Raw genomic sequence first — 18,348 nt, forward strand, 5'->3', positions numbered from 1 at the left:
CCGTGGTTCAGGAGGCCGGTGGCTCGTGGGCGGCGAGTTCTCCCGCCAGTTCCATGCAGCGCAGGCGGGCCGGGGAGAAGTCGTAGGGCATCCTGCCGATGGCTTCGTATGCGCTCATGGACGCGTGCCGCCCGCCGGAGCCCTGGCCGGCCTCGGGTTCGTCCTCATCGGCGGCAGCGACGCGGTCGGACTCCTCCCGCAGATCCGGGTGGGTGGCCAGGGCGATGAAGCGGGAGGCCTGGACGGCCGCGCCGAGAGGGCCGAAGATCCGCTCGGTGACCAGCAGGCTGTCCAGGTCCGCCTGACGCAGGGAGCCCTCGGGCAGGCTCCTGAGGCGGTCGGTGACGAAGTGGGAGAGCAGTCCCATCCTGCTGCCCTCGGTACGCATGCGCCGCACGGCAGTCCGTTGCCGCCGCAGCTCTGCTTCCTGGGCGAGCAGCGTCTCCTCCAGCCGTTCCAGGATGCCCGCGATGCCGTCGTCGCTGTCGGCATCGGCGGAAGCCGTGCCGGCGAAGGCGTCACGGATGTCGTCCAGGGCGATCCCGGCGTCGGCCGTCCTGCGGATCCACAGGAGCCGGATCATGTCCTCGTACCCGTAGCGCCGGCGGCCGTCGCTGCCTCGCTCGGGCTCGGGGAGCAGGCCGATCTCGTGGTAGTGACGGATCGCCCGCGGTGTGATGTCGACGAAGGCCGCCGCGTCACCGATCTTGACCCGGCACGCCGCCCCGGGCGTCCCCGTCAGCCGCCGATCGGCTTCCGGTAGCGGACGTACTCGTTCCGACGCCGGAACCCCACGCTCTCGTAGAGGTCGTAGGAGCGGTGCGGATTCGCGGTCCCGGTGTACAACCGGGCTGTCTCCGCGCCGTGTTCGCGGAGACAGCGCAACCCGTCCAGCAGCAGAGCCCGCCCGAGGCCCAGCCGTCTCGACTCCGCCCGGACACTCAACTCCTCCACCTCGCCCACCGTGGGGTCCTGCCGGCGGATCGAGCACAGGGCCACGCCGCCCAGGTGCTCCCCGACCCAAGCGGCCCGCCAGCAGGTCGGGTCGGCCGTGGCGAGGAACCCCTCGAACGTCCACGTCTCGGTGAAGGCGGAATCCGCGTACGAATCGACGACCGTCTTCCAGGCCGCGTGATAGCTGCTCGGATCGACGGCGCCCACGCGTATGCCGGGCGGCAACGGCCCGCTTTCGGGGAGCGTCCGGAGATCGGTCAGCTCCAGCTCCACCAGGCTGAAGACGCGCCGGTAGCCGGATGCGAGGAGCAGCGCCGTCGCGTCCTGTTCGCAGGCCGTGGCGTTCGCGCCGAGCACGGCCGTCCGCGCCGTTCCGTGCTGCCGTACGAGACGGCGGATGCGGTCCTCTGCCCAGGTGAGCATGGTCGAACCAACGCCCTGGCCGCGGTGCTCGGGCAGCAGGTAGCCCCGGTGCAGGTACAGCCACGTCCCGTCCCGCTCCTCCCACCACCTGATCGTCGCGTAGCCGACGACGCCACCGTCGTACTCCACCAGGACCTGGTTCTCGGACGGGTCGTCCAACTCGGCGGATGCTTCGGCGATCTCGGCTGCCGTAGGGACTCCCTCCACGACCGAGCGAGCGTCGATCTCGTCCCGCCCCGCAGAGCCCAGGCGCACAGCGGCCATCGCGCCGTGGTCCTCGCCGCCGCGACAGGGCCGGAAGACGTAGCCGGGCAGTCGTTCCAGCGACGCAAGGCCGCTGCCGCTGTCACTGTTCTCGCCCACGCCAAGCCCCTTCCGTCACGCCGGACATGCAGTGCCGTCGGTCAGCGAGGTTACGTCGTGCTGATCAGGCGGAAGAACCCGTTTTTCCGGGGTACGACCGGCTTCACGTGAGGGGCCGGTCAGGGCCGGCGGCATGTCTGCCGAGCCCGCCCTCGTCCTCACGCTGCGTCCCGCGACCCGCGCCGACCTGCCCGCGGTGCTCGCTCTGCTCGCCGATGAAGAGCGGGTGGTGGACCCAGCGGACATCACGGTCACTCAGGCGTACGAGCACGCCTTCGCGGCGATCGACGCGGACCCGCGCAACGAGATGCTGGTCCTGGTCCTGGTCGAGGACGCCGACGAGCGCGGGGCTGCGGACTGGTCCAGTTGACGAGCGACGAACAGCGCGAGCAAGCGCACCGCTTCTATGCCGGGCTCGGCTTCGCCCGCAGCCACGACGGGTTCAAGCTCAGGTTCTAGGGCCCGCCCGCCGTGCTTCCCCCGGGCGGCGGAGGCGGACCATCACGCGGCAGGACGTGCCGGGCCGGGCCGTACGCGAGATTCGGGTCATGACGACGACGGACCCCGCCCCGCCCGAACCCAGCCCGGAACCCCGCCGCCCGCCACCGGTGCCGCCACCGGCCCGGCAGCCGATCCCGCCGCCACCGGCCTCGGCCCCGGCCTCGGCCCCGGCTTCGGCCCCGGCCTCGGCGACGGCCCGCCCGCCGCTGCCGCCCGCCCCGCGCTGGGCGGTCCGCGCCGCCCAGGTCGCGGCCTGGTCGACCGTCCCCTCCGGGCTGTGGCGTGTCGCGCTCGTGCTCGGGGTGCCGGTCGGAGTGATGGAGCGCGAGGAGTTCCTCGCCGCGTTCCCCCGCAACTCCGTGCTCATCGGCCTGGCTTACGTGCTGCTGATCGGCGCGGTCGCCGAGGCCGCCTCGTACCTCACGCTCGGACTGGTGCGGCCCTGGGGAGAAGTGGCGCCGCGCCGGCTTCCGCTGATCGGAGGGCGTCCGGTCAACGGCGGGCTCGCGGTCCTCGCCGCCTCGCTGGGAGCCCTCACGGTCACCGTCCTGTGGTGGGTGTTCTTCTTCGGCGGGCTGCTGACCGCCCCCAGCCCGAACCCCGGCGTCTCGGCCGGTGGAGTCCTCTTCGTCGCCGCCTACGCCCCCCTCCTGCTGTGGGGCCCGCTCCTATCGGCGGTGACCTGGTCGTACCACCGACGGCACCGGGCTCGCACGCGGTCGTGACCGATCGCCGCTTCAGTCGTCGGCCGCGACGAGCAGGGTCATCCGCCCTGCCGAGCGGTCGATGAGCACGAACTCGTGGAAGTCGCTGTGCACACCACCCCAGTCGTGGACCGCCTCACCGTCGAGCTCGCTCAGGCAGTAGATGCGCTCGGCGGCGGCCAGCCGGTCGAACACCTCCCGTCGCAGATCCGTCGCCAGATCGGCGGGCACGTCCTCGAACTGGTTCGCCCACTCCCGCAGGATGAGGTCGCTCTCCTCAGGGCCGACGGCTCCGTACGCGTCAGGGGTCACCGCTTCCACCCAGTACGGGCCGTGCCGGAGCCCGTCCGGCAGCACTCCGCCGCCGGCATAGTCGTCCCGGAACTGCTCATGCCCGATGAGTGCGGCAAGCAGCTCCGTATCGGCGGCCTGCTCCGCCGCGAACCGCAGACGCTTGACGTCGACCCACCTGAAGGCGGCCGACCTCGCATCCTGGAACGTGTAGTTCCGGAAGTTGATGAAGGTGTCGCCCTCGTGGGTGAGCTCGTTCTGCACGCCTGTCAGCCTAGGCAGAGGTCTGCCTATTCCGCCTCCGGCGCCGCCGCCTCCAGCTCCGCCACCGTGCCCGACATCACCGTACGGATGTGGCGCGTCAGGTGCTCCGCAGGCCAGTCCCACCACGCCACCGCCAGCAGGCGCGCGATGTCCGCCTCCTCGTACCGGGTACGGATCAGACGGGCCGGGTTGCCGCCGACGATGCCGTAGTCCGGGACGTCCGAGACGACCACGGACCGCGAACTGACGATCGCGCCGTGCCCGATGCGGACGCCCGGCATGATCACCGCCTCGTAGCCGATCCAGACGTCGTTGCCGATCACGGTGTCGCCCCGGTTGGGGAGGCCCGTCAGCAGGTCGAAGTGGTCGGTCCAGGAGCCGCCGAGAGTCGGGAACGGGAAGGTGGACGGGCCGTCCATACGGTGGTTGGAGCCGTTCATGATGAACCGCACCCCCGTGCCCAGCGCGCAGAACTTGCCGATCACCAGGCGCTCCGGGCCGTAGTGGTACAGCACATTCCGGGTCTCGAACTCCGTGGCGTGCTCGGGGTCGTCGTAGTACGAATAGTCGCCGACCTCCACCAGCGGCGAGGTGACCAGCGGCTTCAGCTGCACCACGCGCGGCTGGCCGGGCATCGGGTGCAGGACGGTCGGGTCCGCAGGGACGGGGGCGGGGGCGGCATTCATGACGCCATCGTGGCATCCGCGCCCGCCGATCCACCGGCATTTTCCGGCCCGACCGCGCCCCCATAACCGCCCTAAGCAGCCGCAGGTCCCGATCCAGACGCCGCCCCCGCACCCGCCCCGCACCCCAGCCGGAACGGCTCCCCCTGCGACCAGTCCGCTGCCACGCCCCGCATCACCAGCGCGCTGTCCAGCACCGCGCTGCCCGGCGGGAAACGGTCCAGGTCCTCGAAGAACGAGGAGCGTACGGTACGGGGCCGGCCCGCCGTCACCTTCCAGGCGTCCGTGGACAGTTCGAGGACGTCCAGGTGGCTGCCGCCGACGTTGGGGGAGAGGCCCTTGCTGCCGAGGCGGAAGAACTCCGACGCCTCCGCCAGATCCGCGAACAGCCCGCTGCCGCGCAGTTCCTCGGCCGGCTCCACGGTCGCGTCGACCTCCACCTCGCCGTCCCGGGTCGCGAAGGCCACCCGTACGGCGTCGGCGTCCTCCCGCACCGTGAAGTCCGCACGGCCGTGCTCGCCCGGGTAGATCCGGCCGCCCGCGAAGGCGTTGAGGCGGGAGGCGGTGTCGCGGCGCGGGATGTAGACGCCGCGCTCGACGCCGTCCGGCCCGTCCCACTCGACGGAGATCCGGTGCGCCGCGTTCTCGCTGGTCAGCCCGGTCGCGGCCGGGGCCCAGCCGGGCCGGACGCCACCGATCCGGAGCAGGCAGATGCCCGCCACCGCCTGGCCGCGCACCAGTTGGGGCCGCAGCGGCGCGGGCAGCAGGGCCGCCGCGATGTACGGGTCGACCCGGTAGTTCACCAGGAGGCGGCGTTCGATGACGCTGGAGAGTCGGGACCTGATCATGAGGCGTCGCCTTCCGGCGCGGAGCGCCACTTGGTGTTGCGGAGCACGATCTGCTCGGGGCACACGGCGCTGAGGAAGCGACCCACGCACATGGCGAGCCGCTCCTCGGCGAGCGAGTAGAGGATGCGGTTGGCGTCCCGGCGCTCGGTGACGAGCCCGGCGCCCTTGAGGACGCCCAGATGGCGCGAGATGGACGGGGCGCTGATCGAGAACCGGCTCGCGATCTCCCCGGCGGCCAGCTCACCGCCCCGCAGATCCTCCAGGATCTGACGGCGGGTGGGGTCGGCGAGCGCGCGGAAGGCGCTCGCCTCTTCGTCGGCCGGAAGGGCGGGTGATTCCATGTGTGCATGTTTAGCACATGAGCTAAACAGCTAAACAGCCGCCATGGAAGAGCCCCCGCGAGTCACGTCCTCGCGGGGGCTCTTCTTTCATCCGCCTGCCGTGGTGAAGGTTGAGAAGACGATCACGAGGCAGGACGTCTGTGGTGCGTCGGCGTCACGTCAGGGGGTGAGCAGCAGCACGTCCGCGCGCTCCTTGGCGGCGGCGTAACGCTTCGCCACGTCCTGCCAGTTGACGACCTGCCACATCGCCTCGATGAAGTCCACCTTCTGGTTCTTGTACTGCAGGTAGAAGGCGTGCTCCCAGGCGTCGAAGACCAGGATCGGGACCGAGCCCTGCCCGACGTTGCCCTGGTGGTCGTAGACCTGCTCGACGATCAGCTTGCCGCTCACGGGCTCGTACGCGAGCACGCCCCAGCCGGAACCCTGGGTGGTGGCCGCGGCCTTCGTCAGCTGGGACTTGAAGCCCGCGTAGGAGCCGAAGGACTCGGTGATCGCGTCGGCGAGGTCGCCCACACCGTCCGCCGCGAGGGGCTCGCCGCCGCCGTCGCCGGTCATGTTGTGCCAGTAGATCGAGTGCAGGATGTGGCCGGAGAGGTGGAACGCGAGGTTCTTCTGAAGGCCGTTGATCGCGCCCCAGGCCTCCTTGTCGCGGGCCTCTTCCAGCTGCTCCAGGGTGTCGTTCGCACCCTTGACGTATGCGGCGTGGTGCTTGTCGTGGTGCAGCTCGATGATCTGCGGATTGATGACCGGTTCGAGCGCCGCGTAGTCGTACGGGAGTTCCGGGAGCGTGTACGTGGCCATGATGCGAGCCCTCCGACTGCTGGGAATGCCGTCCAGTTGTTATTGCAACCTATGTGCAGAAGCAGGCTAACAGCAGGAGCGTTCCGAAGTGATCAGCCCTTCGGCCTAGGACCAGCGGCGCGATCGGTCGGGGCGCGGCGGAGGCCGGGGCGGGTCGGTGGGGGGCTTGTGCGACGGGCCCGTTCGGTGAGGATTGACGGTGAACGTGCCCGTTCGGTGAGGGTTGAGGATGAACGGGCCCGTCGGCGGGTCGGGTGGAATCAGTGGGTCGGGTCGCTGCCCTTCCGCTCCTGCGGGTCGACGCCCGTATGGGCGGACGCGTCCTTCTTTCCGCTGGGGCGCCGGGACTTTCCTCGGCGGCCGGTTCCGTGCAGGTCGGAGTCTCCGCCGCGGTCCTCTCCGCGGCGCGTCGAGCTCTCCGTCGTGGTGCCTTCCAGGGAGGCGCGCTTCTCCTCCTCGGTCGGCTTCTTGCGGGGGCGGTCCGGCTCCGGGGCGTATGTGTCCGGGTTGAAGGAGCGGTGCGCGCTGGGATTGGGCCGCTGCGACGTCTCGTCCACGTCGGGGGCCCAGCCGTGCTGTCCCTCGCCCTCGAACCTGCTCGGCCCCTCGCCGTGCCGGGGCGGCTTCTTCGACATGGTGGGCCTCTCGTTCCTGTCGGGTGTCCTATTATCCTCCCTTTTCTTGTTATAAAGGCGTTCCGTCTTCTTGCCTGCCTCTCTCCCACGAGCGCCCATGTCTGGACGCGGCCTCCCGGGGCATCCGCGATACGGCCGAGCAGCCCGCGCAGTGGCGGCCGGGCCGCCCGGGGGCCGCCGAGCCCGCTTCGGCGCCGGGTGCGCGTGCGCCGCGCGCTTCGCCCCCGCCACATCGATCAGGAGGACTTGATGCCATCCCCGAACGCCCCCGACGCCCCCGACGCCCCCGACGCCCCGAACGGCTCGAACGCCTTCCGGAGCTCCGGCGCTCACCCCCGCGACCCGAAACTGGCCCTGCCCCTCGCGGACGCGGCCGGGTGGGGCCCGCTCGATGTCCGCGCCGTCGACACCGTGCGGCTGCTCGCGGCCGACGCCGTGCAGAAGGCGGGCCATGGCCACCCGGGCACCGCGATGAGCCTGGCCCCGCTGGCGTATCTGCTGTTCCAGCAGGTGATGCGGCACGACCCGGCGGACGACCAGTGGCTCGGCCGGGACCGCTTCGTGCTCTCCTGCGGGCACTCCAGCCTCACCCTCTACATCCAGCTGTACCTGAGCGGTTACGGCATGGAGCTGGCGGACCTGGAAGCGCTGCGCACCTGGGGTTCCGCCACCCCCGGACATCCGGAGTACCGCCACACCCGGGGCGTCGAGATCACCACCGGGCCGCTCGGGCAGGGGCTCGCCTCCGCCGTCGGCATGGCCATGGCGGCCCGGCGCGAGCGCGGCCTCCTCGACCCCGACGCGCCCGCCGGCACCAGCCCCTTCGACCACCATGTGTACGTCGTCGCCTCCGACGGCGACCTGATGGAGGGCGTGACGTCCGAGGCCAGTTCGCTGGCGGGACACCAGGAGCTCGGGAACCTGATCGTCTTCTACGACTCCAACCACATCTCCATCGAGGACGACACCGACATCTCCTTCAGCGAGGACGTCGCCGCCCGCTACGCCGCGTACGACTGGCACGTCCAGACGGTCGACTTCACCCGGACCGGCGACTACGTCGAGGACGTCGACGCCCTGCTCGCCGCCGTCGAGGCCGCGAAGAGCGAGCACGGCCGCCCCTCGCTGATCGTCCTGCGCACGATCATCGGCTGGCCCGCGCCCACCAAGCAGAACACCGGCAAGGCCCACGGCTCCGCGCTCGGCGACGACGAGGTCGCCGCCACCAAGAAGCTGCTCGGCTTCGACCCGGACGCCCACTTCACCGTCGAGGACGACGTACTGGAGCACGCCCGCGCGGTCGTCGAGCGCGGGGCCGCGGCCCACCGCGCCTGGGAGCCCCGCTACCAGGTGTGGCGCGCCGCCCACCCTGAGCGCGCCGCACTCCTCGACCGGCTGCTGGAGCAGAAGTTGCCCGACGGCTGGACCGACAGCCTGCCCGTCTTCGACGCCGCCCCCAAGGGCATCGCCACCCGCAAGGCCTCCGGCGATGTGCTCACCGCCCTGGCCCCCGTGCTGCCCGAACTGTGGGGCGGCTCGGCCGACCTCGCGGGGAGCAACAACACCACCATGGAGGGCGAGCCGTCCTTCGTACCTGAGCGCAAGCAGACCGGCGAGTTCCCCGGCGACCCCTACGGCCGCACGCTCCACTTCGGCATCCGCGAGCACGCCATGGGCGCGATCCTCAACGGCATCGCGCTCCAGAGCCTCACCCGGCCCTACGGCGGTACGTTCCTGATCTTCAGCGACTACATGCGCCCGGCCGTCCGCCTCGCCGCCCTGATGAAGCTGCCGGTCACCTATGTCTGGACCCATGACTCCATCGGCCTGGGCGAGGACGGCCCCACCCACCAGCCCGTCGAGCAACTGGCCGCCCTCCGCGCGATTCCCGGCCTCGACGTCGTACGGCCCGCCGACGCGAACGAGACCTCCGTCTGCTGGCGCACCGTCCTGGAGCACCACGACCGGCCCGCCGGCCTCGCCCTGACCCGGCAGCCGCTGCCCGTCCTGGAGCGGGGCGAGGGCGACGGCGCGTACGCCTCCGCCGAGGGGGCCGCCCGGGGCGGCTACGTCCTCGCCGACAGCCGTAACGGCACCCCCGACGTCATCCTCGTCGCGACCGGCTCGGAGGTCCACATCGCCCTGGAGGCGCGGGAGTTGCTGGCCGCCGACGGACACGACGCGCGGGTGGTCTCGCTGCCCTGCCGCGAGTGGTTCGCCGAGCAGCCGTACGCGTACCAGGACGAGGTCCTGCCGCCCGCCGTACGGGCCCGGGTGAGCGTCGAGGCGGCCGTCGCCCAGGGCTGGCGGGACGTGGTGGGCGACGCGGGCCGCATGGTGAGCCTGGAGCACTTCGGAGCGTCCGCCGCCTACGAGCGCCTGTACGAGGAGTTCGGCATCACGCCCCGCGCGGTCGCCGACGCCGCACGGGAGAGCATCCGCGCGGCGGCAGGCCCCGTCCGGCCCGGCGGCGAGCGGCCCGGCGCCGCTCCGGCGGAAGGCGGCACAGGGGACGTCGGCCAGGACGTATCCGGTTGATCAAGGCCGGCAGCCCGGGGCAGGAGCAGGAGCAGAGGCAGAGGCCTGGGCCTGGGCCGGGGTTCGGGCCCCCGCCCCGGCTCCGGCCCGGGGCAGAGGTTCGGGTCGGAGCCCCGGTCACGCCCGCAGGTCGTCCCTCGCCTGCACCGCGATGTCCGGGAAGTCCGTCACCACCGCGTCCACGCCCTGCCCGTAGTGGAACGCGTACTCCGCGAACGCGTCGCCGAAGTCGTTCGGCCCGCTGCCCCGGCGGTACGCGGCCGGGAGGTACTGGTTCTCCGCCCGGAAGGTGTACGCGCCGACCTTCAGGCCCGCCGCGTGGGCGTCCGCCAGCAGGGTGTTCGGCGGGACGACCGAGGACTTGTCCGGGCCGATCCACTCCGCGTACGAGGCGATCTCGCGCAGCCCGGCCGGGGTCATCATGTCCCGGTAGGTGAGCTCGTGTCCGTACGGGCCGCCGCTCGTGCCCAGCGCCTGCCACAGCGGGAGCCCGAGGCGCGCGGCGGCCACCCGGCGCAGGCTCGCGGGCTCGAAGGACTGGACGACGCAGTCCCGGGCGGTCAGCCGGTTGCGGCGGATCACCCGGATCAGCTCCTCCTCCAGCGGCAGCCCGATCGAGCGGAAGTACGTCGGGTGCTTCGTCTCCGGGAACACCGCGATCCGCCGGCCCGACTCCCGCGACAGCCGCCGGGCCAGGTCCACGACCTCCTGGAACGTCATCACCCGGCCCCGCCCGTCGAAGACCGTGTTGCGGTCGCGGACCAGCGGAAGCCGCTCCACCGTGCGCAGCGTCCGCAGCTCGCTCAGCGTGAAGTCCTCGGTGAACCAGCCGGTCACCGCCTTGCCGTCGACCGTCTTCGTGGTGCGGCGGTCCGCGAACTCCGGCCGGCCGGCCACGTCCGTCGTCCCGCCGATCTCGTTCTCGTGCCGCACGACCAGGACATGGTCCTTCGTCGGCACCAGGTCCGGCTCGATCCAGTCGGCCCCGGCCCGTACGGCATAGGTGTACGCGTCGGCGGTGTGCTCGGGCCGCCAGCCCGCCGCCCCGCGATGCCCGATGACCAGAGGCCAGGTGGGCCGCTGCGGGCGACGCTCGGCGGCGGCGGCGGCGGTGGAGGAGGCGGCGACGGCCGGGGCGGTGGCCGCGGCGGTGACGGCGGCGGTGGCCAGGAGGATCGAACGACGCCTGGGGGCAACGGACATGACGGCTCCTCGTGTGGGTGGAGCCACCACGGAAGCGAGGGCGGATGACAGCCCGGCGTACGGTGCCCGGCCCTGCGATGTCCTGTCGGTCACGGGTGCACGCCGGAACCGCACACCGGAACGCCGAACGCCGAAACGCCGGGCTCCGCCCCGATCGTACGAGGAGGAGCCCGGCGTTCGTAGAGGCCGTGCGGGAACCGCTGCCGTACGGCCGAGCGGGCGCTACTTCCGCTGGGCCGGGATCTCGGCCGTACCGGCGTCGCCGCCCCGCCGCCGCTGACGTACGAGGCCGATGCCGATCAGCACCACCGTCAGCGCTCCGGTGGCCAGCAGCTGGTCACGGGTGTCCGGCTGGCGCAGCATCAGCAGGAAGATGCCCACCATGGCCGCCAGGGCGACGATCGTGCCGATGGGGAAGAACCACATCCGCACGACCAGCTTGTCCGGAGCCTCGCGCTCCGTGCGGCCGCGCAGGATCAGCTGCGAGGCGGCGATGAAGATCCATACGACCAGGATCACCGCGCCGATCATGTTCAGCAGCCAGGGGAAGACGTCGTCCGGCCGCCAGTAGCTGAGCAGCACGCACAGGAACCCGAACACCGAGGAGAACAGCACCGCGTTGCGCGGCACCCCGGAGCTGATCTTGCCGAGCACGGCCGGGCCCTGGCCACGGGCGACCAGCGACCGGGCCATGCGGGACGCGCCGTAGATGTTGGCGTTCATCGCGGAGAGCAGCGCGATGAGGATGACCACGTTCATGATCTGCGCGGCGCTGCCGATGCCCAGGTGGTCGAGCATGGCGTAGAACGGGCCGACCTCGGCGACCTTCGGGTCGTCCCAGGGGACCAGCGTGACGATGACCGCCATCGAGCCGATGTAGAAGACCGCGATGCGCCACATCGCCGTACGGACCGCCTTCGCGACGCCCTGCACCGGGTTCTCGGACTCGGCCGCCGCGATGGTGACGGTCTCCAGACCGCCGTACGCGAAGACGGAGGCGAGCAGTCCGATGATGAAGCCGTCCATGCCCTTGGGCAGGAAGCCCCCGTCGCCCGTGAGGTTGGACAGGCCGGGCGCGTCCGTGTCGGGCAGCACGCCGAGGATCGCCAGCAGGCCGAGCACCAGGAACAGCGTGATCGCGATGACCTTGAGCGCGGCGAACCAGAACTCGAACTCACCGAAGTTCTTCACGGCGGCCAGGTTGGTGCCCAGGAAGATCACCATGAACAGCGCGACCCAGGCCCATTCCGGTGTCCCCGGCAGCCAGCCGCTGACGATCTGCGCGGCCCCGATGCCCTCCAGGCCCACGGCCACGCAGAGCAGGAACCAGAAGGACCAGCCCGCGGTGAACCCGGCCCACGGGCCGATCGCCCGCTCGGCGTGCACGGAGAAGGAGCCGGAGGCCGGATTGGCGGCCGACATCTCGCCGAGCATCCGCATCACCATCATGACGAGCAGCCCGGAGATGGCGTACGCGATGATGATCGAGGGCCCTGCCGCGGCGATACCGGCGCCCGAGCCGACGAAGAGACCGGCGCCGATCACCCCGCCGAGGGCGATCATCGAGAGGTGTCGCTGTTTGAGACCGTGGGTGAGCGCGGAGTCCGCCTGGGCCCCGGCGGGGGCCGCGGAGTCAGCGGTGGGGGGAGACGCGGAGGTCCGAGGCATGGACGAGCTCTGTTCGGTAGCTGAGACAAGGGGACGAACCCACAGTCTGAGCATCCGTACCGCTCACACGGAATGGGTGTCCGCTATACGGTCACCAGGCTCACACAAGGTGCGCACCCGCCTACCGGGCGGTAAAGCCCGCGCCCGGTCCACGCCCGGCCCGTACCCGTCCGCTCAGCGGCCTGTCGGCACCGCGGCCTTGCGCTCCCGCCGCTCACGGCCCACCGCCACCAGCAGCACCAGCGCCGTCGCCCCGGCCGACCACAGCACCTGCGGGCGCGCCGCCTCATCGGTCAGCATCAGCAGCAGCACCCCCAGCAGCCCGGCCAGTGTCACCCACGTCAGATACGGGAACCACCACATCCGCAGCGTGAGCGCCTCGGGGGCCTCCTGCTCCAGCCGGGCGCGCAGCCGCAGTTGGGAGGCGGCGATCAGCGCCCAGACGAACAGCAGCACCGCGCCGACCGAGTTGAGCATGTAGAGGAACACCGTGTCCGGCCACAGCAGATTGAGCAGGACGGAGACGAAGCCGAAGGCCACCGACGCCAGCACCGACCGCCGCGGCACGCCGCCCTCCGCCCCGGCTTCGTGGGACACCTTCAGCAGTCCGCGCGGGGCCTCGCCGCGCTCCGCCAGCGAGAAGATCATGCGGGAGGAGCCGTACAGATTGGCGTTCAGCGCGGAGAGCAGCGCCACGAACACCACGATGTTCATGATCTGCCCGGCCGACGGCACCCCGATCGCGTCCAGCACCTTCACATACGGGCTCAGCCCGGCCTGCTGCGCGGTCCACGGCAGCACGGTCACGATCACCAGCATCGAGCCGACGTAGAAGAAGAGGATGCGCACCACCGCGCTGCGCACCGCCCGCCCCACCGCGCGCGCCGGATCGTCCGTCTCGGCGGCGGCGATGGTGACGACCTCCAGGCCGCCGAAGGCGAAGACGACGGTCAGTACCCCGGAGACGACCCCGCTCCAGCCGTTCGGCAGGAAGCCGCCCTGTCCGGTCAGGTTCGTCATCCCGACCGGGTCGGTGTCCGGGAGCCATCCGAAGACCGCCAGCAGCCCGAGCACCAGGAAGACGACGATCGCGCCGACCTTCAAGGAGGCGAACCAGAACTCGAACTCGCCGAAGTTCTTCACCGCCGTCAGGTTCGCCGCGGTGAAGACCACCATGAACAGCAGCACCCATGCCCACGGTTCGATGCCCGGCACCCAGCCATGGGCGATCTGCGCGGCCGCCGTCGCCTCCACGGCGAGCACCACCACCAGCAGGAACCAGTACAGCCAGCCGACGCTGAACCCGGCCCACCGCCCGAGCGCCCGCTCGGCGTGCACGGAGAACGAACCGGAGGCGGGCATCGCGGAGGACATCTCGCCCAGCATCCGCATCACCAGCATCGCGAGCGCCCCCGCGATCAGATACGAGACGACGATCGCGGGCCCCGCCACCGCGATCCCGGCGCCCGAACCGACGAACAGCCCGGCCCCGATCACCCCGCCGAGCCCCAGCATCGTCAGATGGCGCTGCTTCAGCCCGTGCGACAGCGGCTCGGCCGGGGGAGCGGGAGGGGTGGGGGGAGCCTCGTGCATGGGGTGCGGTTCACTCTCGGGTCATTTATGGGGAACCTACAGTCTGGGGCCGCGATCCCTCTCCCGCCAAAACGGCCCCTCACCCGCCCCACCTCCGTGACGAGCGTCACGCGGGAACGCGATTGCGCCGCAGGCTTTGTGTGAATTCCACCAACCCATCAACCGCCGCTTTGTGGGCGGCTGATGGTGATCGGGCGTCGACCCGTGGGCTAACGTCGGCGGAAGCCCGACCCCACCCTGCCCGGCGGGGGCCGTCCCGGCCCACCTGCCCTCACCCGCGGAGTCCCGATGAGCACTGCTGCCGCCCCCGTCCGCTCCGGAGCGGTCCTCGCCGACCTGCTGCCCGCAGCCCGGCACCGCTACGCCGTGGACGCGGCCCTCGTCCTCGGCGGCGCGGCCCTGACCGGCATCGCGGCCCAGATCGCCGTCCCGGTCCCCGGCTCCCCGGTCCCCGTCACCGGCCAGACCTTCGCCGCGCTCCTCATCGGCACCGCGCTGGGCGCCCGCCGCGGCTTCCTCTCGCTCGCGCTGTACGCGCTCGTCGGCATGGCGGGCATGCCGTGGTTCGCCGAAGGCACCTCGGGCTACGCGATGCCGTCGCTCGGCTACGTCTTCGGCATGCTGCTGGCCGCCACCGTCGTCGGCGCCCTCGCCCGGCGCGGCGGCGACCGCTCGGTGCTGCGCACCGCCGGCACGATGGTCCTCGGCTCCGCGATCATCTACGCCATCGGCGTGCCGTACCTGGCGCTCTCCACCGGGATGTCGCTGAGCGCCGCCGTCGCGGCCGGCCTGACCCCGTTCCTGATCGGCGACGCCGTGAAGGCGGCGCTGGCCATGGGCGTTCTGCCGACCACCTGGAAGCTGCTGGGCCGTCGCGGCTGACCAGCCTTCAGCCCTCGTAAGGCCCTCCGAATAGGCCCGCCGGATCGTACTGGGAGACCAGACCGGCGAGCCTCTTCGCCGTTTCCGGCTCGTGGAATCCAGCCGTACGGTCCCCGCCGCCGAAGGAGAAGTTCAGCGACCGCCCCTGAACGAGCGGCCCCAGCACCCCGGACACCTCCCCGTACAGCGAGCGCACCGACGCCACGTCCGTACCGTCCAGCGGCGACAACAGCCGCAGCAGGAAGCCCGCGTCGCGGTAGGGCACCGCGTCCGCCGCCTCCGGCCGCTGGGCCAGCGCTCCGCCGAGGTGGTTGAGCTGCACCACCGTCATCATCGGCGCCCCCGGCCCGGTCAGCTCCAGCACCCGCGCGGCCCTGTCGGCGTCCAGCTCCCGAAGCATCAGCCCCTCCCCGTGGTACGCGTGCGGGAACGGCGGGTCGTTGTGGATGGTCGGGCTCTCCGCGTACGGCATCTCCCGCAGCGAGTCCGCCAGGGCGGGCCCGATCGCCCGCAGCGGGGCCACCAGCCGCCCGCCCTCCGCCGCGTCCCCCGTGAAGGCGACCCGCACCGAGACGACGTACCGCCCGCGCACCTCCTCGGGCACCTGCGGCAGGTCCGGATACGGCAGCGCGGCCAGTGAGGACGTCAGCGTCTCCGGCACGGTCCGGGTCCACTCCAGATAGCGGGCCATCACCTCGGCCGCCCGTTCCCCGTCGAACGCGATCGAGCCCCCGTACAGCCGCTCCACCGCCACCAGACCGATCTCCAGCGAGGTCACCACCCCCAGTCGCCGCCCGCTGCCGCGCAGCCCCCGGAACAGCTCCGGCTCGCGCTCCGGCGTGACCCGGCGCAGGACCCCGTCGGCGGTCACCACCTCCAGCGCCCGGACATGATCGGCGGCGTACCCGAACTCCCGGGCCAGGACGCCCAGTCCGCCGCCCAGCGTGTACGAGACCGCGCCCACGGAGGGCGACGAGCCGTTGAGCGGGGCCAGCCCGTGCGGGATCGCCGCCGCCGTCACCGCGCCCCAGGTCGCGCCCGCGCCGATCGTGGCGGTGCGGGCGACCGGGTCGACGGTGACGGAGTCCAGGGCGCGGGTGACGACGAGGACGCCGCCCTCGACCGCTCCGGGCAGCCCGTGGCCGGTGGCGTGCGCGGCCACGCGGAGCCCGTGCTCGGCGGCGTACGCCACGGCCTCCCGTACGTCGTCGGGGGTACGGGCCTCGATCAGCCGGTCGGGCCGGATCGGAAAGCCGGTCTGGAAGGTGGCGGGGGCGGCGGGTCGTTCGGGGCCTGCGGATGCGTCTGAGGATGCGGAAACCATGAGGGGAGGCTCTCCTTCGCTCGCGTGGTGGGCGGTGCGAAGAAGAGCCTCCCCGGGATACCTGACAGCCTCCGTCAGGTATGGATCACTCGGCGGCGGCCTTGCGGCCGCGCATCTCCCGGAACAGCGAGATGCCCACGACCAGGGCCGCGACCAGCAACGACAGCACGACCTGCTCGCGCGCGGCGTCGTCGGTCAGCATGTAGACCAGGACGAAGGAGATCATCGCGATCGTCGCCCAGGTGAGGTACGGGAAGAGCCACATCCGTACGACCAGCTTGCCGGGCGTCTCGCGCAGGATGATCCCGCGCATCCGCAGCTGGGTGAAACAGATGACCAGCCACACGAAGAGAGCGACCGCGCCGGAGGAGTTCAGCAGGAACTGGAACACCGTGTCGGGCCACTGGTAGTTGAAGAACACCGCCACGAAGCCGAAGACGACCGAGGACAGGATCGCCGCCTGCGGCACACCCCGCTTGTTGACCTTGGCGAAGGACCTGGGCGCGTCCCCGCGCTCGCCCAGCGAGAACGCCATCCGGGAGGCGGTGTAGAGGCCGGAGTTGAGGCAGGACAGCACCGCCGTCAGCACGATGAAGTCCATGACCTGGCCGGCGTGCGGGATCCCGATCACGTCAAGGGCGGCGACATAGCTGCCCTTCTCGACGATCGACGGGTCGTTCCACGGCAGCAGCGTCAGTACCACGAAGATCGAGCCGAGGTAGAAGACGGCGATACGCCAGATCACGCTGTTGGTGGCCTTCGAGACCGCCCGCTGCGGGTCCGACGACTCACCGGCGGCCAGCGTCACGATCTCGCTGCCCATGAACGAGAAGACGACCATCAGCACACCGGTCAGGATCGCGCCCGGCCCCTCGGGGAAGAACCCGCCGCTGTCCGTCAGATGGGCCAGCCCCGACGCCTCGTTGTCCGCCCCGGGCAGGAACCCGAAGACCGCGAGGAAGCCGACGACCACGAACGCGCCGATCGCCACGACCTTGATCCCGGCGAACCAGAACTCGAACTCGCCGTAACTGCCCACCGAGACCAGGTTGGTGGCGGTCAGCACGACCATCACGATCAGCGCCCAGGCCCACTGCGGGACACCCGGGATCCAGCTCTCCAGGATCTTGGCGCCGGCCGTGGCCTCGACCGCGAGCACCACGACCCAGAAGAACCAGTAGAGCCAGCCGATGGAGAAACCGGCCCAACGGCCCAGCGCCTGATCGGCGTAGGCGGAGAAGGAGCCGGAGCTGGGCCGGGCGGCGGCCATCTCGCCGAGCATCCGCATCACGAGGACGACCATCAGGCCGACCATCGCGTACGACAGCAGAATCGCCGGACCCGCGGCCGCGATGCCCGCGCTGGAACCGACGAAGAGCCCGGCTCCGATCACACCGCCGATCGCGATCATCGAAAGGTGGCGGTTCTTCAGGCCGGCCTGAAGCCCGCCCGAGGAGTCCGGCCGGTCCGGCTCACCGGGCTCCTGGCCCGGCTTCGCCAGCGTCGTCTGCGACGTCATTGGGGGGATTCCTTACGTTCTCGAGCATGAGGGTGTGCCCTGCTCCGCCGTGGGTGGTGCCCGTGGGGTGTGCGAAGACAAGGCCACGCATTCAAGCTCGATACAAGGCGAAAGGGGAACCCCCTCTTTCGGATCGTTTGCCTGATCGTTGCCCGAGTGGTGTTCGCCACACAGAATCAAGGTCCAGACCTGTGAATCGTCGAATCGGGCCTTTCGGCCGCCGACGGCCGCCCCGTGACGGCCGCCCGCCGAGTTCGTGCCACACTTCGCACCATGCGCGTGTACCTCGGATCCGACCATGCCGGCTACGAACTCAAGAACCACCTCGTCGAGTGGCTCGGCGCCCACGGCCATGAGGCCGTCGACTGCGGCCCCCACATCTACGACGCCCAGGACGATTACCCGCCGTTCTGCCTGCGCGCCGCCGAGAAGACGGCCGCCGACCCGGACAGCCTCGGCATCGTGATCGGCGGCTCCGGCAACGGCGAGCAGATCGCCGCCAACAAGGTCAAGGGCGTCCGTGCCGCACTGGCCTGGAGCGAGCAGACCGCCGCCCTCGGCCGCGAGCACAACAACGCCAACGTCGTCGCGATCGGCGGCCGGATGCACACGGTCGAGGAGTCCACGAAGTTCGTCGAGATCTTCCTCTCCACGCCGTACTCGAACGAGGAGCGCCACACGCGCCGCATCGAGATGCTCTCGGCGTACGAGAACACCGGCGAGCTCCCCCCGATCCCCGCCCACCACCCGCAGCAGGGCTGACCGGCCCTCCCGCACCACGCCTTCCCGTGCCGCCGGGTCCCGGACCCGGCG

17 protein-coding genes and 1 pseudogene are annotated in these 18,348 nt (G+C 71.3%); 5 read left to right on the forward strand and 13 right to left on the reverse strand.

The annotated features are described in order from the left end of the window. Window positions 1-7 precede the first annotated feature (7 nt). Both G3I54_RS08715 and G3I54_RS08720 read right to left on the reverse strand, forming a co-directional pair. Window positions 8-742, reverse strand: coding sequence for a MerR family transcriptional regulator (locus tag G3I54_RS08715; protein ID WP_164612825.1), 735 nt, complete (start codon window positions 740-742; stop codon window positions 8-10). Then, complete coding sequence (locus G3I54_RS08720; protein ID WP_164612755.1) at window positions 739-1,740, reverse strand: GNAT family N-acetyltransferase; 1,002 nt, start codon at window positions 1,738-1,740, stop codon at window positions 739-741. Before G3I54_RS08720 ends, G3I54_RS08715 begins: the two co-directional genes overlap by 4 nt. 133 nt (window positions 1,741-1,873) lie before the next feature. Here G3I54_RS08720 and G3I54_RS08725 point away from each other — a divergent pair. Together G3I54_RS08725 and G3I54_RS08735 are read left to right on the forward strand one after the other, a co-directional pair. Beyond that, window positions 1,874-2,199 (forward strand): annotated as a pseudogene (locus G3I54_RS08725) (hypothetical protein). Window positions 2,200-2,288: 89 nt separating this feature from the next. Then, the gene (locus G3I54_RS08735; RefSeq protein ID WP_239144298.1) at window positions 2,289-2,966 is read left to right on the forward strand and encodes a hypothetical protein; all 678 of its coding nucleotides are present in this window, start codon (window positions 2,289-2,291) and stop codon (window positions 2,964-2,966) included. Between the two features lie 12 nt (window positions 2,967-2,978). Here G3I54_RS08735 and G3I54_RS08740 read toward each other — a convergent pair whose 3' ends face one another. From G3I54_RS08740 to G3I54_RS08765, 6 genes are all read right to left on the reverse strand, one after another. Beyond that, window positions 2,979-3,500, reverse strand: coding sequence for a hypothetical protein (locus tag G3I54_RS08740; RefSeq protein WP_164612758.1), 522 nt, complete (start codon window positions 3,498-3,500; stop codon window positions 2,979-2,981). Window positions 3,501-3,526: 26 nt separating this feature from the next. Beyond that, on the reverse strand, window positions 3,527-4,186 hold the full coding sequence (locus G3I54_RS08745) for a CatB-related O-acetyltransferase (RefSeq protein ID WP_164612761.1): 660 nt from the start codon (window positions 4,184-4,186) through the stop codon (window positions 3,527-3,529). A 71-nt stretch (window positions 4,187-4,257) separates the two neighbouring features. Continuing rightward, on the reverse strand, window positions 4,258-5,031 hold the full coding sequence (locus tag G3I54_RS08750) for a DUF2071 domain-containing protein (RefSeq protein WP_164612763.1): 774 nt from the start codon (window positions 5,029-5,031) through the stop codon (window positions 4,258-4,260). Continuing rightward, window positions 5,028-5,372 (reverse strand): metalloregulator ArsR/SmtB family transcription factor, encoded by a 345-nt coding sequence (locus G3I54_RS08755; protein WP_164612765.1) that lies wholly within the window; start codon window positions 5,370-5,372, stop codon window positions 5,028-5,030. Before G3I54_RS08755 ends, G3I54_RS08750 begins: the two co-directional genes overlap by 4 nt. 159 nt (window positions 5,373-5,531) lie before the next feature. Continuing rightward, window positions 5,532-6,173 carry a superoxide dismutase gene (locus G3I54_RS08760; protein WP_164612767.1) on the reverse strand — a complete coding sequence of 214 codons (642 nt, stop codon included), beginning with the start codon at window positions 6,171-6,173 and terminating at the stop codon, window positions 5,532-5,534. A 260-nt stretch (window positions 6,174-6,433) separates the two neighbouring features. Then, a complete protein-coding gene (locus tag G3I54_RS08765; protein ID WP_164612770.1) occupies window positions 6,434-6,808 on the reverse strand; it encodes a hypothetical protein in 375 nt (124 codons plus the stop codon). A 249-nt stretch (window positions 6,809-7,057) separates the two neighbouring features. Here G3I54_RS08765 and tkt point away from each other — a divergent pair, with 249 nt between their 5' ends. Beyond that, entirely contained in the window at window positions 7,058-9,346 is a 2,289-nt protein-coding gene (tkt, locus tag G3I54_RS08770) for a transketolase (protein ID WP_164612772.1), read from the forward strand. A gap of 117 nt (window positions 9,347-9,463) precedes the next feature. Here tkt and G3I54_RS08775 read toward each other — a convergent pair whose 3' ends face one another. From G3I54_RS08775 to G3I54_RS08785, 3 genes are all read right to left on the reverse strand, one after another. Beyond that, the gene (locus tag G3I54_RS08775; RefSeq protein ID WP_164612774.1) at window positions 9,464-10,549 is read right to left on the reverse strand and encodes a glycerophosphodiester phosphodiesterase family protein; all 1,086 of its coding nucleotides are present in this window, start codon (window positions 10,547-10,549) and stop codon (window positions 9,464-9,466) included. Window positions 10,550-10,771: 222 nt separating this feature from the next. Beyond that, window positions 10,772-12,217 carry an amino acid permease gene (locus G3I54_RS08780; RefSeq protein WP_164612776.1) on the reverse strand — a complete coding sequence of 482 codons (1,446 nt, stop codon included), beginning with the start codon at window positions 12,215-12,217 and terminating at the stop codon, window positions 10,772-10,774. Window positions 12,218-12,391: 174 nt separating this feature from the next. Beyond that, the gene (locus G3I54_RS08785) at window positions 12,392-13,810 is read right to left on the reverse strand and encodes an amino acid permease (RefSeq protein WP_164612778.1); all 1,419 of its coding nucleotides are present in this window, start codon (window positions 13,808-13,810) and stop codon (window positions 12,392-12,394) included. A gap of 288 nt (window positions 13,811-14,098) precedes the next feature. Here G3I54_RS08785 and G3I54_RS08790 point away from each other — a divergent pair, with 288 nt between their 5' ends. After that, the gene (locus G3I54_RS08790; protein ID WP_164612780.1) at window positions 14,099-14,692 is read left to right on the forward strand and encodes a biotin transporter BioY; all 594 of its coding nucleotides are present in this window, start codon (window positions 14,099-14,101) and stop codon (window positions 14,690-14,692) included. A gap of 7 nt (window positions 14,693-14,699) precedes the next feature. Here the strand turns inward: G3I54_RS08790 and G3I54_RS08795 are convergent, their stop codons facing one another. Together G3I54_RS08795 and G3I54_RS08800 are read right to left on the reverse strand one after the other, a co-directional pair. Beyond that, on the reverse strand, window positions 14,700-16,016 hold the full coding sequence (locus tag G3I54_RS08795; RefSeq protein WP_164612781.1) for an FAD-binding oxidoreductase: 1,317 nt from the start codon (window positions 16,014-16,016) through the stop codon (window positions 14,700-14,702). An 85-nt stretch (window positions 16,017-16,101) separates the two neighbouring features. Further along, window positions 16,102-17,535: an amino acid permease gene (locus G3I54_RS08800; RefSeq protein ID WP_164612783.1), complete on the reverse strand. Its 1,434-nt coding sequence runs from the start codon at window positions 17,533-17,535 to the stop codon at window positions 16,102-16,104. Between the two features lie 273 nt (window positions 17,536-17,808). Here G3I54_RS08800 and G3I54_RS08805 point away from each other — a divergent pair, with 273 nt between their 5' ends. Next, window positions 17,809-18,297, forward strand: a complete 489-nt coding sequence (locus G3I54_RS08805) for a ribose-5-phosphate isomerase (RefSeq protein WP_010062974.1) — start codon at window positions 17,809-17,811, stop codon at window positions 18,295-18,297. The last annotated feature ends 51 nt before the right edge of the window (window positions 18,298-18,348 follow it).

This window comes from Streptomyces sp. SID14515 (assembly GCF_010548505.1).
GTDB classification, from domain to species: Bacteria; Actinomycetota; Actinomycetes; order Streptomycetales; family Streptomycetaceae; genus Streptomyces; species Streptomyces caviscabies.